The 16221-nt window shown below is 67.8% G+C and carries 13 protein-coding genes; 5 read left to right on the top strand and 8 right to left on the bottom strand.

Annotation, left to right across the window (positions count from 1 at the left end; all coding sequences use genetic code 11):
- Window positions 1-95: 95 nt before the first annotated feature.
- Window positions 96-1007 (top strand): UDP-3-O-acyl-N-acetylglucosamine deacetylase, encoded by a 912-nt coding sequence (locus MKK67_RS13560; protein ID WP_243965545.1) that lies wholly within the window; start codon window positions 96-98, stop codon window positions 1005-1007.
- Window positions 1008-1017: 10 nt separating this feature from the next.
- Here the strand turns inward: MKK67_RS13560 and MKK67_RS13555 are convergent, their stop codons facing one another.
- Entirely contained in the window at window positions 1018-2085 is a 1068-nt protein-coding gene (locus tag MKK67_RS13555) for an HD-GYP domain-containing protein (protein WP_243965543.1), read from the bottom strand.
- 322 nt (window positions 2086-2407) lie between these two features.
- Here MKK67_RS13555 and MKK67_RS13550 point away from each other — a divergent pair, with 322 nt between their 5' ends.
- The gene (locus MKK67_RS13550) at window positions 2408-4273 is read left to right on the top strand and encodes an ABC-F family ATP-binding cassette domain-containing protein (protein WP_243965542.1); all 1866 of its coding nucleotides are present in this window, start codon (window positions 2408-2410) and stop codon (window positions 4271-4273) included.
- Between the two features lie 161 nt (window positions 4274-4434).
- On the opposite strand, the gene MKK67_RS13545 is transcribed toward MKK67_RS13550, so the two are convergent.
- A complete protein-coding gene (locus MKK67_RS13545) occupies window positions 4435-5736 on the bottom strand; it encodes an aspartate aminotransferase family protein (RefSeq protein ID WP_243965541.1) in 1302 nt (433 codons plus the stop codon).
- 94 nt (window positions 5737-5830) lie between these two features.
- On the opposite strand from MKK67_RS13545, the gene MKK67_RS13540 reads away from it, so the two are divergent.
- Window positions 5831-6685: a LysR family transcriptional regulator gene (locus tag MKK67_RS13540; RefSeq protein ID WP_243965540.1), complete on the top strand. Its 855-nt coding sequence runs from the start codon at window positions 5831-5833 to the stop codon at window positions 6683-6685.
- Between the two features lie 172 nt (window positions 6686-6857).
- Here the strand turns inward: MKK67_RS13540 and MKK67_RS13535 are convergent, their stop codons facing one another.
- Both MKK67_RS13535 and MKK67_RS13530 read right to left on the bottom strand, forming a co-directional pair.
- Complete coding sequence (locus tag MKK67_RS13535) at window positions 6858-7487, bottom strand: hypothetical protein (protein WP_243965539.1); 630 nt, start codon at window positions 7485-7487, stop codon at window positions 6858-6860.
- Window positions 7488-8237: 750 nt separating this feature from the next.
- On the bottom strand, window positions 8238-9569 hold the full coding sequence (locus tag MKK67_RS13530; RefSeq protein WP_243965538.1) for an MFS transporter: 1332 nt from the start codon (window positions 9567-9569) through the stop codon (window positions 8238-8240).
- 184 nt (window positions 9570-9753) lie between these two features.
- On the opposite strand from MKK67_RS13530, the gene MKK67_RS13525 reads away from it, so the two are divergent.
- Both MKK67_RS13525 and MKK67_RS13520 read left to right on the top strand, forming a co-directional pair.
- Entirely contained in the window at window positions 9754-10818 is a 1065-nt protein-coding gene (locus MKK67_RS13525; RefSeq protein ID WP_243965537.1) for a WcbI family polysaccharide biosynthesis putative acetyltransferase, read from the top strand.
- A 74-nt stretch (window positions 10819-10892) separates the two neighbouring features.
- Window positions 10893-11927, top strand: coding sequence for an alpha/beta fold hydrolase (locus MKK67_RS13520; RefSeq protein ID WP_243965536.1), 1035 nt, complete (start codon window positions 10893-10895; stop codon window positions 11925-11927).
- On the opposite strand, the gene MKK67_RS13515 is transcribed toward MKK67_RS13520, so the two are convergent.
- The 4 genes from MKK67_RS13515 to MKK67_RS13500 form a co-directional block, all read right to left on the bottom strand.
- The gene (locus MKK67_RS13515; protein WP_243965534.1) at window positions 11896-12630 is read right to left on the bottom strand and encodes a dihydrofolate reductase family protein; all 735 of its coding nucleotides are present in this window, start codon (window positions 12628-12630) and stop codon (window positions 11896-11898) included. The genes MKK67_RS13520 and MKK67_RS13515 overlap by 32 nt on opposite strands.
- Window positions 12631-12713: 83 nt before the next feature.
- On the bottom strand, window positions 12714-13682 hold the full coding sequence (locus tag MKK67_RS13510) for an alginate O-acetyltransferase AlgX-related protein (protein WP_243965533.1): 969 nt from the start codon (window positions 13680-13682) through the stop codon (window positions 12714-12716).
- Between the two features lie 113 nt (window positions 13683-13795).
- Complete coding sequence (locus tag MKK67_RS13505; protein ID WP_243965532.1) at window positions 13796-14737, bottom strand: AEC family transporter; 942 nt, start codon at window positions 14735-14737, stop codon at window positions 13796-13798.
- Window positions 14738-14892: 155 nt separating this feature from the next.
- Window positions 14893-15876 carry an IS110 family transposase gene (locus MKK67_RS13500; protein ID WP_243965531.1) on the bottom strand — a complete coding sequence of 328 codons (984 nt, stop codon included), beginning with the start codon at window positions 15874-15876 and terminating at the stop codon, window positions 14893-14895.
- Between the last annotated feature and the right edge of the window lie 345 nt (window positions 15877-16221).

The raw sequence follows: 16221 nt of genomic DNA, 5'->3' as shown, positions 1-16221 counted from the left end.
TGGCCGGTCAAGCCGCGCTTGGCTGAACAGGAGTTTATTAGCGTGGATCGGTGCAGAGGGATAATTTCCCGCGCCGCAGCGCCCGACGATTCCCGATGCACCAAGAGTTCGACATTGCAGCTTTGAATTCCGGCCCGGTCGTGCCGATCGGCCGGTGTCAGGCGACATTGGCCGATGCGTTCGAGCGGTCCGGCCATAGCTTGCATTCGGGCCGCTATGCCACCGTCCGGGTCTGCCCGGCGCCCGCAGGGCACGGCATTGTCTTTCGGCGCCGCCTGGAGACTGGGCGCACCATCGACGTGCCCGCGCTCTGGCAATATCGGGACTCGCAGCCGCTCTCGACGGCGATCCGGCGCGAGGGCGCATTGGTGCGCACGATCGAGCACCTGATGGCGTCTCTGCACGCGCTCCGGATCGACAACGTGCTGGCCGAGATCGACGCCGACGAGCTGCCGATCTTCGACGGCAGTGCGCTGCCCTGGTGCGATGCGATCCGACGGGTGGGCCGGGTCGAGCAGCCCTTCCCCTGCCGGGTGATCCGGATGCGCCGGACGATCGCCGTCGAGGACGGACGACGCCGGATCCAGATCGGGCCGGGCGCGGGACTCCACGTGACCGGCCATGTCGCGCTCGCCCATTTCGGCGCGATCGACTGGGCCGGCGCCATCACGCCGGACAGCTTCCTGCGGGAGATCGCGCCCGCGCGCAGCTTCGGCCGGTATCTTCGGGCCATGGCCGGCCGCGCCTACGGCTACGCCACGGGCCGGGACTTCCTGCAGGGGGTGTCGCCGCGCTCGGCGGCGCTGCTCTGGCGGGGGAGCGTCCTCGGCGGGATGCGCGTCCCGAATGAGCCGGTCCGCCACAGGGTCCTGGACCTCGTCGGCGATCTGATGCTGGCGGGACACCCGGTCGAGGGCCGGGTGGTGGCCTTCCATACCGGGCACGAGTTGAATCACGCCCTGGTCGGCGCGTTGATGCGCGAGAGAGCGGCCTGGGAGCTGATCTGACGGCGCCGGCTCAGGCCGACAGCCGCTGGCCAGGCTGCTCGCAGGCCATCGCCACCTGGCGGAAGGCGCGGAGGAGATCGGCATCGAGCTTCGGGCCCATCGCCGTCAGGATCGCATAGGCTTCTCGGATCGACTTCGGTGCCTTGTAGGGTCGGGCCTCGATCAGCGCCGCGAAGATATCGCAGATCGTGATCAGCCGGACGAGGTCGGGGATCTGCGCGGCTCGAAGGCCGTCCGGATAGCCCGACCCGTCGAGATATTCATGGTGCGAGCGGACGACGGCGAGCGTCCCGGCGTCGTAATCGCCGTCGATCAGCATGGCATGGCCGATCCCCGGATGCCGATCCATCTCGATCCGCTCCGCCGGGGTCAGCGGCGCCGGCTTGTTGAGGATCGCCAGCGGAATTTTCGACTTGCCGATATCGTGCAGCAGCGCGCCCTTGGTCAGGTGATGGGCGTCGACCTCGTTGAGGCCCAGGCTCTGGGCGAAGGCCGCGGCCAGGCCGGCGACCGTCAGGCAATGGCGATGCGTCACGTCGTCGAAGCCGGCGACCACGTTCAGCCAGTCGCGGACCTTCGATTCGCGGATCGCCCGGTTCACGATGGTGGTGCCGGCATCGACGATCGCGGCGGCCGGCGCCGTGTCTCCGTGGAAGATTGCCGCGAAGGCGGACCGCGCCTCCTCGGCGCAGCGTTGCAGGTCGCCACCGTCTTCGCGCTCGGGTCCCGGCTTGCTGAGCGCTGAGACCGCGTTGACGAGCATTGCGTTCGCGGCGGAGGCCGGAAGGATCCGCGTGGCCCCGAGGGCGGTCGCCTGGATCTCGCCGCGCCCGAGATTGCCGTGGATCAGCGCGAGGAACGGCGTGGTCCTGTCGCGCGCGACGGCGAGCGCCCGGCGCAGCCGGAAGACGGCATCCGAGGTCAGCGCGCTCACGTCGCTGATCACCAGCGCAGCGCCCGGGGGCGGCTCCGCATCGCCGTAGAGATCGTAGAGGACGAGGCCGGGACCGCCACCGAGGTTGCGCACCAGGCGCTCGCCACGACTGAGATCATCGGTCAGGATCACTGTGCGACCCAAAGCGCCTCTCCCACCACACGCCCCCTTGATGGGCGCACAACGTAGCGGACCCGCCTTCACGGCGCCGCTCCGCAACCGCGAAACTCCGGCTTTCCGGCATCGGCCATCGAGCGGGCTGAACACTATCCGCGGCGCCGGCACCGAAGAAGTGTCCTATATTCGACCGAGAATGATGCAATTCCGTTAAAGCGACTGCTTTCGATCACGCGTTTCAGCGCAGCCATGAAGGCTCCCCTGGCGCGTCTTCTTGCCCGGCCGGGCAACGTGCGAGGAAGCCGACAGGGCGCTTGCCTCCCCGGGCGCGGACGGCCAGAACGCCGCCATGCTGCGCGTCCATGACCTCACCTACCGCATCGGCGATCGCCTGATCCTCGACGCCGCGAATTTCTCGATCCCCGAGGGCGCGCGCGTGGGTCTCGTCGGGCGCAACGGCGCCGGCAAGACGACGCTGTTCAAGGCGATCCTCGGCGACCTGCCCGTGGACGCGAAATCGGTCTCGCTGCCCAAGGGCATGCGCATCGGCGCGGTCGCCCAGGAGGCGCCGGCCGGACCGGAGACGCTGCACGCGGTGGTGCTCGCCGCCGACACCGAGCGCGCCAGGCTGATGGCCGAGGCCGAGCACGCCGACGGCCTGCGCCGGGCCGAGATCGAGACCCGGCTGGTCGATATCGGCGCCCACTCGGCGCCGGCGCGGGCCGCCGCGATCCTGCACGGCCTCGGCTTCGATGCGGCCGCGCAGGCGCGGCCCTGCGCGGACTTCTCCGGTGGCTGGCGGATGCGCGTGGCGCTCGCCGCCGTGCTGTTCTCCGAGCCCGACCTGCTGCTGCTGGACGAGCCGACCAACTACCTCGACATCGAGGGCACGCTCTGGCTCTACGACTATCTGGAGCGCTACCCGCGCACCGCGATCATCATCAGCCACGACCGCGACCTGCTCGACACCAGCGTCGATCACATCCTGCATCTCGACCGCGGCAAGCTGACGATCTACCGCGGCGGTTACACCAGCTTCGCCAAGCAGCTCTCCGAGAAGCGCATGCTGCTCGCCAAGGCCAAGGTGAAGCAGGATGCCGAGCGGGCGCATCTCCAGAGCTTCATCGACCGGTTCAAGGCGAAGGCGACCAAGGCGCGCCAGGCCCAGTCGCGCGTGAAGCGGCTCGCCAAGATGGAGCCGATCGCGGCCCTGATCGAGGACGACGTGCCGGTGATCCACCTGCCGAGCCCGGAAAAGCCCCTGTCGCCGCCGATCGTCTCCATGGAGCGGGTCAAGGCCGGCTACGGCGACCGCATCGTGCTCAGCGGGCTCGACCTCAGCCTGGCGCCCGACGACCGCGTCGCGCTGCTCGGCGCCAACGGCAACGGCAAGTCGACCTTCTGCAAGTTGATCGGCGGCCGGATGGGGCCGATCGGCGGCGAGGTCCGGCGCTCCTCCAAGATGGAGGTGGCCTACTTCGCCCAGCACCAGCTCGACGAGCTGCGCCCCGCCGAGAGCGCCTACGCGCATGTCCGCACGCTGATGCCGGACGTGCCGGAGGCGAAGGTGCGCTCGGCCACCGCCCGGCTCGGCTTCGGCGCCAACAAGGCCGACACGCCGGTGGAAAAACTCTCCGGCGGCGAGAAGGCGCGGCTGCTGATGGGGCTCGCGGCCTTCCACGGCCCGCACCTGCTGATCCTCGACGAGCCGACCAACCACCTCGATATCGAGAGCCGCCAGGCCCTGGTCGAGGCGATCAACGACTACGAGGGCGCCGTCATCCTGGTGAGCCACGACCGGTTCCTGGTCGAGGCCTGCGCCGACCGGCTGTGGCTGGTGGCCGACGGCACGGTAAAAACCTTCGACGGCGACATGGACGATTACCGCCGCTTCGTCCTGTCCGGCCCCGAGCGCGAGGAGACGCGCGACGTGGAGCCCGCGGGCGGCCAGAAGGCCGAGGCCCGCCGGGCCGGCGTCGAGCGCCGCGCCGCCCTCGCCCCGTTGCGGAAGAAGCTCGACGGGATCGAGGCGCGCATGGCCAAGCTCACAGCAGCGATCCAGAAGATCGACGCGGCGCTGGAGGACGGCTCGGCCTTCCGGGAGAACGCCGCCAAGGCTGGCGAGATCGCCAAGATGCGCGCGGACGCCGCGAGCGCCCTGGCCGCCGCCGAGGAAGAATGGCTGATGGTCAGCGAAGAGATCGAGGCGGCCTGAGGCGTTGCTTCCAGGACTGATCACGAAAGTCCTGCTTTCAAAAGGTCTCCGACCTTTTGCGGGTCCAGGGCGGAGCCGTGGCATCTCAGGGGCCAAGCCCTGAAATCTTGCCCCGAACCCCGCCAAAGGGCTTGCCCTTTGGGATCCCGGTCTTGGGCTCGTTATACCGAGGCTTCGAGAGCACGCTCCAGGATGTCTACGCCCTGATCGATCTCGGCGTCGGAGACGGTCAGCGGCGGGGCGATGCGGAAGACGCCGCCCATGCCCGGCAGCTGCACGATGTTCATGCTGAGGCCGAGTTCCAGGCAGCGCCGGGTGATCGCGTCCCCGAGTTCCGGGGCCGGGACCTTGGTCCGGCGATCCGCCACGATCTCCATGCCCTGCAGCAGCCCGCGACCGCGCAGATCGCCGATGCAGGCGAAGCGCTGCTGCAGCGCCCGCAGCCGCGCCGATAGCCGCTCGCCCGCTTCCGCGGCCCGGGCGGCGAGCCCGTCGCGCTGGACGATCTCCAGCACCTTCAGGCCCACCGCCGCCGGGAGCGGGTCGGAGACGTGGGTCGTGTAGAACAGGAAGCCGCGGGCGTGGCAGCGTTCCTCGATCTCGGCCGTGGTGACGAGGGCGGCGAGCGGCAGGCCGGCGCCCAGGGTCTTCGACAGGGTCAGGATGTCCGGCACGACGCCGTCGCGCTCGCAGGCGAACATCAGGCCGGTGCGGCCGATACCGGTCTGGGCCTCATCGAGGATCAGCAGCATGCCCCGCGCGACGCATTTGCGCTTCAGGGCGGCGAGATAGCCGAGGGGCAGTTCGATGATGCCGCCCGAGCTCAGGATCGGCTCGGCCAGGAAGGCCGCGAGGTTGCCGGTGGATTGCTGGTCGATCAGCGCGAAGGCGTAGTTCAGCTCGGCCTGCCAATCCGCGGCGCCATCCGTCACGAACGCCGGCCGATAGGCGTTCGGGACCGGGATCGCGAAGGAGCCGATTGCAGCCGGGCCGTAGCCCTTGCGGCCGGCGCTGTAGGTCGCCGCAGCGGCCCCCGCGGTCATGCCATGCCAGGACTGGGCGAAGCTCACCACCTCCCAGCCTCCGGTGGCGAGCTTGGCCATGCGCAGGGCCGCCTCGTTGGCTTCGCCGCCGGTGGTGAGCAGCATCGCGCGCTCAAGATCGCCCGGTGCCAGGCGGGCCAGCTCCGTGGCGAGGTCGACCACCGGGCGGGTCAGCATGCCGCTGAACAGGTGGTCGAGCTGCGCCGCGTGATCGGCCACCACGGCGGCGATCTCAGGATGACCGTGGCCCAGGATGGCGCTCATCTGGCCGGAGGTGAAATCGAGGATGGCGCGGCCGTCGGCATCGTAGACGAAGCTGCCCTGCGCGCGCTCGATGATCAGCGGCGCGAAGGTCCCGCCGTAGCGCACGAGATGCCGGCGCGCCCGGGTCCAGAAATCGGGGTCTGCGTTCCGCGTCATGGCTGCCTCGGCTCCGTCGAAGGTCAGGCCATGCTAGGGACGGACGCGCCGTCACGGTAGCTTATAGATCTGAACCGAGGCTTCAGGATTTCTGATGGCTGTCAGCCTGGATATCGACCTGCTGCGCAGCTTCGCCCACGTCGCCGAGAGCGGTGCTCTGAGCCGGGCAGCGGAGCGGGTCGGGCGCAGCCAGGCCGCGCTCAGCATGCAGATGAAGCGCCTGGAGGACATCGTCGGTCAGCCTCTCCTGACCCGGACCGGGCGCGGCGTGGTCCTGACGGTCCATGGCGAGCGCCTGTTGGTCCATGCGCGCCGGATCCTGGCCTCACACGACGACGCCCTGGCGAAACTCTCCGGCGGGCGCCTGGACGGGACGCTGCGCTTCGGCTGCCCGGACGATTACGCCGATGCCTTCCTGCCGGCGCTGCTGCGCAGCTTCGCCCAGCTCCATCCGGCCGTGGTGATCGAGGTGGTCTGCGCCGCGACGCCCCGGCTCGTGAGCCGGTACGAACGCGGCGGCCTCGATCTGGCGCTGGTGTCGGTCCCGCTCGATGCCGAGCGGGCGATCCTGCGCCGCGAGGCGCTCGTCTGGGTCGGTGCCAAGGACGGTGGGACCGACTGGCCGGACCCGCTCCGCCTCGCGCTGGGCGATCCGGATACGCTCGACCATCGCGCGGCGCTTGAGGCCCTGTCTCAGGCCGGGCGCAACTACCGGATCGCCTATGCCAGCGGCAGCCTCTCGGGTCTTCTCGCGGTGGTGCGCTCCGGGCAGGCGATCGCGGTGCTCACCCAGGCGGCGGTACCGAGGGACCTGCGCATCCTCGCCCGCACCGCCGGCTTACCCACCCTGCCGAAGATCGGCCTCGTGGTCCGGCTCGAGGAGCGGCACGCCTCGCCGCTCACCCGCGCCTTCGCGGCCCATATCCGGAGCCTGCTGCCGGTTCTGTGATCCCGATCGGTCTCGGTCTGATCGCCGCCGAAACTGCGATTACAGGAGGCCGATAGCCCTGGGTCCGTGGCCCCCGACGGACAAACGCCGTTCGATCACGTCCGGAACAGGACCAAACCTTCGCATCGTCGCAGCACGTTCAACCCGCTGTTGATCAAACACGAAAAGTTCGTCAGACCACCTCAGGAAACCACTTGTCGGTTATCCTCGGCCAGAGATAGACGATCTTTTTATTATCGACGTTGATCCAATGAATATCGACACTAGGATGTTCGTTCTTGAAATCCCGATAATTGGCATCGTTGGCCATCAGATAGAAACTGATCGCATTCATGACATTGCTGTCGACATGCGTAATCTTATAAAGATACGCCTCCCATTCAGCAGCGTGCTTGGCCTGCTGGGCGGTCTTCGGTTCGACCGTCGATGATTCGAAACCTGCGGTCGTGGTTCGACCGTTAGAAATTGGGGGTGCCGAAGTTACGTCGCCGTTCGCGCTCCCATCCGGGCGCGTATCGCCGGCGAGCTTGGGCTGTGTCGCGTTCTCGGCATCATAGACCGGCGGAGTCTCCACCTGTTGCGGGAGAAGCGCGAGCGTATCCTGTGTGGGCGCCTTCACCTGGACAAGAGACAGCACGGCATCGGCCGCCTGGGTCGAGAGGGTGTAATTCGTCCTCGGATCCAGCGCCACCGGCACGGGAAGCACGCTGGCTATCACCGACGCGACCCGCTCCGGCGCATCGACCTGGAGAGGCCTCAATGCGGTGACGGACGTAGACGCGACAGGACTGATAGCAAACATCTCACGAGCTCCAAGTGCTTGGTCTGACGACATTCCACATAAAATCGCACCTCAACGAAGTACTGCGGCACCTATTCTCATATAAAATATCAAGTCAGTATTGTTTTTCTTCATGAGTCAACCAATTAAAAAATCGTCCCCTCCCCAATTTCAAGCGTCGGCAATCCAACTCCAACGCCGTGGTTGCGACGCTGCCAGCCGTACGAGCTGGCAGCGTCCCGTTGCAGCATAAAATAGCTTCACTCGCATGAATACACGTTGCCATACGGCGAATACCGATTGCCAAGCGCAACGGCGACTGCAATATGAATATAAAATCCGGGTTTTTAAATTGAAGCGCGCCATTGCTGCGCTCCAGATCTTCCGAAGGCTATCATGGCCGAGGAAGATCCTGCCCGGAGTTTCATACTCCAAGCATAGGAATAAGCACATCGCAGACTTGACATGTCAACACGCCAGACCGCTGCGCAGCGCGTGGGGAGACTTACAGAAATCCGACGCTGATATTTTTCGAGCAGACCTGAAAAAAACGCCCACGATCCGTCAGCATTGGGCAATTTCAGCGATACTGATCACATCGTAAAGTTCGCCGCTCCTATCGCGCTCGTCGTAACGTGCCGGTCCACCACAGAAATTTGAGGGTCTGAGCGGTGGGAGGACCGGCCGGCAGGACGAATCGCGCTTGAAGGGCGCCTTCGTCCGAGTCGCGCCGGGCGCGAAAGGATAGCCGCGTGCGAATCAGCATTGCGCTCAAGCCTGTGCCGCTGCGGCAGCCTGAGGGCGGCCCCGCCCGAGCCCGAGTACCAGCAGGCAGCCGGCCGCCGAGAGCACCACCAGCGGCAGCAGGCCGAGCGGGTAGCTGCCGGTGGCGTCCTTGATCACGCCCAGCAGGTATGTCCCGACAAAGCCGCCGATATTCCCGATGGCGTTGATCTGCGCGATGCCGGCCGCCGCCGCACCAGCCGAGAGCCATTCCGTGGACAGCGCCCAGAACGGCCCTTTCACCATGTAGGTGGCCGTGACGGCGAGGCACAGGATCAGGATCGTCGGCAGCAATTGCGCGGTGGCGATCGAGGCCGCCAGGCTCAGCGCCAGCAGGCCGAGGGGCAAAGCCGTGTGCCAGACCCGTTCCTGCCTCCGGTCCGAGGAGCGACCCCACAGGATCATCAGCACCGAGGCGATGCCGAACGGGATCGAGTTCAGCAACCCGGTCTCCAGGTTCGTGAGCCCGAACGATTTGATGATCTGCGGCTGCCAGAGCGACAGGCACTGGCTGGCGCCGGAGGCCCCCGCGTAGATCAGCGAGGCAGCCAGCACGTAGCGGTTGCGCATCACCTGCCAAACCGAAAGGTGGCGGGCCGGCGCCCCCTCGCCCGCGACCACCGAGGCGCGCTCGGCGGACAGCCGGTCCTGGAGCCAGGCGCTCTGCTGCGGCGTGAGCCAGCGCGCTTGGCCGGGCCCGTCGGGCAGGACCGCGAAGGCGATGACGCCGAGCAGCACGGCCGGGAGCGCCTCCAGGATGAACAGCCATTGCCAGCCGCGGAAGCCCAACATCCCGTCGGTGTTGAGGATCGAGGCCGAGATCGGCGAGCCGAGGAAGCTCGAGATCGGGATCGCCACCATGAACACGGCCACGATCCGCCCCCGATAGGCGCGGGGGAACCAGTAGGTCAGATACAGGATCACGCCGGGAAAGAAGCCGGCCTCGGCGGCCCCGAGCAGCAGGCGGACGGCGTAGAAGGAGGTGGGTCCGGCCACGAAGGCCATGGCGGCCGAGACGAGGCCCCAGGTGATCATGATCCGGGCGATCCAGATCCGCGCGCCGAACCGCTCCATGGCGAGGTTGCTGGGCACCTCGCACAGCACATAGGACACGTAGAACAGGCCGCCGCCCAGCCCGAACTGCGCCGCGGAGAGGCCGATATCGTGGTTCATCTGCAGCGCGGCGAAGCCGGCATTCACCCGGTCGACGAAGGCGATGAAGTAGGCGAGCATCAGGAACGGCAGGATCCGCCAGGTGACCTTGCGCAGGGTCTCCCGCTCGATATCCGGGATTGCATCCGGCACGTTTGTCGGGGCCATCGTAATCCTCCGGGCTCTGCCGCCCCCGGCTTGGATCAGCGGCGGCCGGGCTGCCAGTGCCGGTGCACGACAACTTCGTTCGACTGTCATGGCCTTGCATCACGCGCGGCTTCGCGCGCGCGATACGCGTCAATAGCCGTTGGGCCGGTTTGCCCGCCGCCCGCGGACATGCGAGAGAAGCGGCATGTTGACGGTGGACAGCCTTTGGCGCGCGCGGCACCGGCTCGCGCAGATCGGGAAGAAGCGGACGGGCTCGCCCCGCATCCTGGTGGTCGGAGTCTGCCAGGCTGGCTCCATGGCCAAGGTGCTGCGCTTCCTGTTGCCCGACGCGCAGGTGGATTTCGTCTCGGCCTTCACGGCGACGCGGCGCTTCCCGAAGCTCGTCGACCTGATGGCGCATGCCGACGGCTACGACCACGTCTATTCCAGCATCTACCTGCCGCGGTTCAAGGACGGCGGCACGATCGACCGGTTCCGGACCCACCCCAAGGTCCGGCTGATCCCGACCATCGTGTTCGGCGCCTACCATCCCGACCTGATCCATGTCGGCGTGCAGGATGCCGTCTCGCTGAACGGCCTGATCTCCGGGCCGATGGGGCATTCGCACTCGGCGATCACGCTCTACGCCTATCTGGCGGGCTTCTCGCAGGCGCAGGCCTTGCGGCTGTTCGCCGAGCCGGTGTTCGAGCGGCTGGGCTATTTCGACCTCTGGAACGAGTCGGTGTCCTACCTGCGCGGCCTCGGCGCCCAGGCGCAGTACGATCTCGACACGCACCTCACGCGCTGGGCGCGGCGGGGCTGCTTCATGCACTCGATCAACCACACCAAGCTCTACGTCGTCGCCGACCTCGCCCGCGGGCTCCTGACCGAATCCGGCGTGGCCTTTCCCGAATGCGACCTCGACGCGTTCGTGCCCGACGATCTCGGCGGCCAGGGTAGCTGGCCGGTCTATCCGGAGATCGCCGCGCATTACGGCGTTCCCGGCAGCGCCCTGTTCTTCAAGGCGGAGACGCGCCGCTCGGGCCCCGCCCGCACCATGACACGGTCGGAATTTGTGGCCGCGGCCTACGCGAATTACGACCGGCGCCCGCGTGAGGCCCTGGTCTCGCAGCGCGTTCAGGGCTGGCGCAACGATCCGGCGACCGTGGACTTCTTCCGCGAGGCCGCGGGCCGCGACATCAGTCCGATCCGGCCGGCCGGACGCACCCCGGCCGTCGCCGCGGGCAGCCTGGCCGGCCACACATCCTGAAACGACGGCACTGTCTCCCCTCTACCGGCGCACCGCGCAGTCCGGGCCGGGGCCTACTGAGGTTGGGGAGCCCGATGGGTCGTGAGCCGGACAAGCAGGGTCGCGCCAGATCCTACGGGATCGCAGCGGCCCTGACGTTACTCGGTTCCGCAGGAAGCCTCGTCGGCTGGAGCCGATTTGCCGTGAACCGGCAGATGGACCTGCCGCCGGCCCTGCCCGGCCGGCACGACCGGTTCGCGACGGAGCGCGCCGGTGTGATCTCGCTCTACGGGTCGAACGATGTGGAGGGCGTGCCGCTCCTGCTGATCCATTCGATCAACGCGGCCGCGAATGCCTATGAGGTTCGCCCCCTCTACAAGCATTACCGCAGGTCCCGTCCGGTCTATGCGCTCGACCTGCCGGGCTTCGGGTTCTCCGAACGCTCGCGCCGCCGCTACACCCCGCGCTTGATGGTGGAGGCGATCAACGCGGTGGTGGCCGAGATCCGCCGCCGGCACCGGGGCGGGGCGATCGACGCCATGGCGCTGTCGTTGTCATGCTCCTACCTCGCCCGCGCGGCCCTCGAACGGCCCGACGATTACCGCAGCCTCGGCCTGATCAGCCCGACGGGTTTCGACGCACGGCTGTCCGGTGACGGACCGCCGGACGGCCACCGTGGGCGGGATACCGTGCGGGATCTTCTGGATCGAAAACCGTTCGGCCGGCCCCTGTTCGATGCGCTTGCCTCGCGTCCGAGCATGCGCTTCTTCCTGCAGAAGACGTTTGGCTCGCGTGATATCGACGAGGGTCTGTTCGCGTACGACTATGCCTCGGCGCATCAGCCGGGCGCCGAGCATGCCCCGTATTGCTTCATCTCCGGCCACCTGTTCCCGACCGATTCGACGCGGCTCTACGAAGAGCTGCGTCTGCCGGTCTGGATGGTCCACGGACGCCGCGGCGACTTCGTGGATTACCGGCTGGCGCCCCGGGTCGCCGGCCGGCCGAACTGGCGCGTGGTCAGCCTGCCGACCGGCGCCTTCCCGCATTTCGAGCGGCTCGACGACGTGACGGCCGATTACGACGCCTTCCTGACGGATCTCACCTGGGCTCCGCCTCAACTACCGGCGTGATGCGGTAGCGCAGCCAGACGACGCCGCCCGACAACGGCTCGCAGGACGTCAGATCCAGCTTGCAGCGGCCGCCCATGGAATCGGCCTCCTCCCCGGCGAAATCGAACAGGGCCGGCGTGCCGGACACGCCGTCGACCGCCGGCGCGAGCAGCAGGCTGAGTTCGTCGATCACGCCGGCTTTCAGCATCGAGCCGTTGATGTGGCCGCCGCCCTCGACCAGGAGCCGCTCGATCCCGAACAGCGCCCGCAGCTTGGTCACCGCCAGCGCGAAATTGACCGTTGTCTCGCCGGCGAACAGGTAGGATTGGCCCCCAGTCCTCAGCGCCCTCAGGTGCTCGTCCGGCACGGATTCGGTGAGCACGACCACGATGTGGTCGCCCTCGATGTCGTTCCGGGCCCCCCAATCCAGGCGGCCCCGGGCGTCGAGGGCCACGGCGTAGCTGGACGCCCCGCTCTTCGCCACGTGATCCTCTCGCGTGATCGGGCTCGTGTCGTCGAGGATCGGTTCCGGCAAAGGATCGGCGCTGTCGGCGTAGCCTTGCATGGTCACCCGCCCGCACATCCAGGCATCGCCATTCAATTCGCCGTGGACGCGTTCGTAATGGCTGTCGGCGTCGAGACTCTTCCAGCGGCGGGACTTGATCCGACCGTCCACCGAGGTGGTCATGTGGCAGATGACGTAAGGGCGTTGCGCGTCGGCCATGTCGTGTTCCGGTCTTTAAACTCTGATCGAAACGATAGGGGCGAGAGGCCGCCCGACAACGCGCCGCTCGGTATTCCGGCGCGTCAACGAAGGCGCAGCAGGCGGCGCAGCCGGTCGATGAGGTTGGGGTTCAGCTCCCGCCGGACCCGGCTTTCCGCGAAGGCGTCGACCGAAAACCCGTCGGTCGGCACGCGCCGCAGGAACCGCTCGGCGATCTCGTAGACCACGAGGTCGGGCTTCACCGCGGCGACGTAGGCCCAGTCGATCTCGGCGGACCAGATCGCGTGGACCTCGCGAAAACTCTCGGCCAGCATGGCGGTGAGCCGCGGTCCCTGGTCGAACACGTAGGAATCGCCGAACAGCACGATGCGTCGGGGATCGGCGGCTTCGGGATTGCGCATCACGGCGCGCGATCCGACGAAAAAACCGCCACGGCCGGCGACGCGGCCGGTCTCGCGCAGCTGCACGAGCGCGTTGACCTCGCTGCGTTGGGCGCGCCGCGGGAAATCGTGGGCGAAATAGGCCTCGTCCACGGACGGTTTAAGCTTGCCGCCGAGGTCGAACACGAAGCGCTCGATATGCCCGGTCGCCTCGACCACATGCGCGGCCGGGGCGATCCCGAGCGTGGCGCACAGCGCGTGGTAGGCGGCGATGTAGCCGCGATGGTTCCAGTGCGTGTCGGTCTGCAGGTAAACCGGCCCCTCGGCCCGCGCCGCCCGCAGCGGCTCGTACAGGTCGATCAATTCGGCTTGCGTTTCCGCCGCCAGGAGCCGTCCGAGCCGCGTGCCGGGCGGGTCGGTCAGGTTCGGAAACGGCCGGTCCAGCGTGTCGGCATGGATCGCGATCTTTTCCGGCACGATCGCGTGGACGTAGGTCGCACCCAGCGCTTTCGCCCGGCGGACGCGGGCTTCGACCAGCCGCACCCAGCGGCGCAGCAGCCGGCGGGTCGCCGTGGACTCGGTGTACAGATCGACCAGTTCGTTCTTGCGACCGACCCAGAACAGCCAGCCGTCCCGCCCGACCGCGATACCGCGCGCCCCTGTCTGAGCCAAAGCCCCGCCATCTCCCTGAACGCCTTCCGGCCGCGGCGACACATGCCGCCCGTCGGCGCGGGATACAAGCCGGAAACATGGCCGATCGGCGCCGCTCCAGCCCGACGAGGTGCCTACGCGCCGTGGAGGAACACGCCCCAGCACAGGACGCTCAGCGTCGAGACCGCCGTCGAGAGCGCGACGATCAGGGAGGCTGCCGCCACGTCGCTGCGCAGTTGTGCGGCAAAGACCACGACATTGCCCGCCACCGGCAGCAGACCGAGCAGGCGCACCGTATTCAGGTTCCCCGTCTCGATGGGCGTTCCAATGAGGGCGAACAGGCCGATGACGGCCGCGATCGCGCCGACCGACGCGACGTGGCGCCAGATCACCAGATTCAGCGTCCCCCGGATCGCGGCGGCGGTGAAGCGGACCTGACTGGCCCCGAGCCCGACCACCATCATGCCGCAGCCCGACATGAGCAGCGTCACCACCCGGAACGGTGCTTCCGAGCCGGGCGGCAGCAGGTCGCGCAGCCCGAGCGCCTGACCGGCGAGGCCCGCTCCGAAGGCATACAGCGCCGGAGTCGTGGCGACCTTCCACAGGCTCGTCCGGACCGAGAACCGATCGCGCGCCACGCAGTAGAACCCGACCGTGTTGCCGAAGATCAGCCCGCCGACATAGGCCATCACCAGGATGGGCAGACTGTCGGGACCGAACAGGGCCAAGCCGGTCGGGACGCCGAACCAGCCGATATTGGTGTAGCTGAAGGCGCAGAACGCCAGGCGGCGGGGAACATCGGACTTGCAGCGCGGGACGATCAACACCGCGCACAGCACCATCATGGTGCTGAAGGCCATCGACAGGACGACGTTGCCGATCGCCGCGCCAAAATCCAGCGCCAGGGCGTTCTTGAACACGACCAGCGGGATCAGGACGTACATCAGTAGGCTGGAGAGGTGCCGGATCCAGTCGCGACCCGACAGACGTCCGACACAGAACCCGGCTGCGATGGCGCCGTAGGCCGGCAGCATCCGCGACACGAGATCACCGGCCAAGTGCATGGCTGAGTACATCAATTGTCATCCATAATAAATTAGTCGTTTGAGCGATTTATTTTCTGTTTCACAGATAATACGAAGATTTAAAGTCTGATTTATCTTGATATCTCGGCTGGAAGACAATTCTCAACAACAGATATCCCTATCTTTTCCCTCATCCTGAGCAACCGTTATACGGGCTCGGCCGCGGGACGCCATGGCGTGCCTCGGGCGAGGACGGTGTTGGCGTAGATCAGCAGCTTTCGGGCGCAGGCGATGAGGGCCTGCTTGTGGGTCTTGCCGCGGGCCTGGAGGCGGGTGCGCAGGGCGACGAGGGCGGGGTTCCAGCGGTAGGACGCGGGCAGGGCGGCGGTGTACAGGGCGGTACGCACGCGGGCGCGATCGCCGGCGATGTGGCGCTCGCCGGCGTGCTGTCCGCTGTCGTGGTCGAACGGGGCGAGGCCGGCCAGGCTGGCGGCCTGCTCGCGCGACAGGCGCCCGAGTTCGGGCATCTGCACGACCAGGCGCAGGGCGGTCTTCTCGCCGAGCCCCGGGATCGACAGCAGCAGGTCGAGCCGCTCGGCCAGGTCGGGCTGGGCGCGCAGCTCCGCGGCCAGGCGGGCGAGTTCGCGCGCGGCGCGATCGCCGGCCCGGCGGGCATCGGCCTCCAGCTGGCGGCGCAGGCGCGGTTCGAGCTGGTGCTCCAGGCGCAGCTTGGCCCGGCTGGCATCCTCGATCGCCTGGTCGATGAACACCAGGCGGTCGGCAAACGCCCGCAGGCGCGGGTCGGGGGCGGCCCGGGCGTCCTGGTACTCGGCCCGCAGCGCCGTGAAGGCGGCGATCAGCCGGGCGTCGAGCCGATCGTTCTTGGCCCGGCGCAGATGCATCTCGGCGAACGCCTTGACCTGCAGGGGCTGGTGCAGGCGGACCTCGAAGCCGCGGGCGCGCAGGGCATCGGCGACGCCGCGCTCGTAGCCGCCTGACGCTTCCAAACCGACGCAGGTGACACCGGCGGCGGTGAGTTGGGCGGCCAGGGCGTCCCAGCCCTCGACGGTGTTGGCCACCTGCCACGGCTTGCTGCCGGGCTTGCTGTCGGGCTTGGCGGGCGAGCCGTGGGGCGGCGCCGGATGCAGGGCGATGTCCAGGAACGCCTTGCCGACATCGATCCCGGCCACGGGCCGCGTACCGGCTTCGGGCCTGCTCTCGGGTGTGCTCTTGGGTGCTCCCTTGGATGTGGGCTTGGGTGTGCTCGTAGGGGCGGTCTTGGCTTGGCGTCGGGGTTTGCTAGAGTGAGCCATCTTCGTCGTCCCATCCTTGCGATGCGAACCGGGCGTTCAATCAACCATCCGGGTCCGATGAAGAGGGCGACTGCGATCCTGCTCAGGACCAGCCCGCGGCGCAGGCCACAGGCTCAGGTGCCAACGATCCGACAGTCGCCGCCGGCTCTGGGGTGGCCACCCCAGAGCCGGCATCCCTCGCGGGACAGGGGCAATCTGACATGATTCGCTAATACAAGGTGC

It is taken from the genome of Methylobacterium sp. J-072, from assembly GCF_022829425.1.
In the GTDB taxonomy this organism is placed as follows: domain Bacteria; phylum Pseudomonadota; class Alphaproteobacteria; order Rhizobiales; family Beijerinckiaceae; genus Methylobacterium.
The sequence above is the reverse complement of the archived record's forward strand: the minus strand, read 5'-3'. Positions and strand labels throughout refer to the sequence as shown.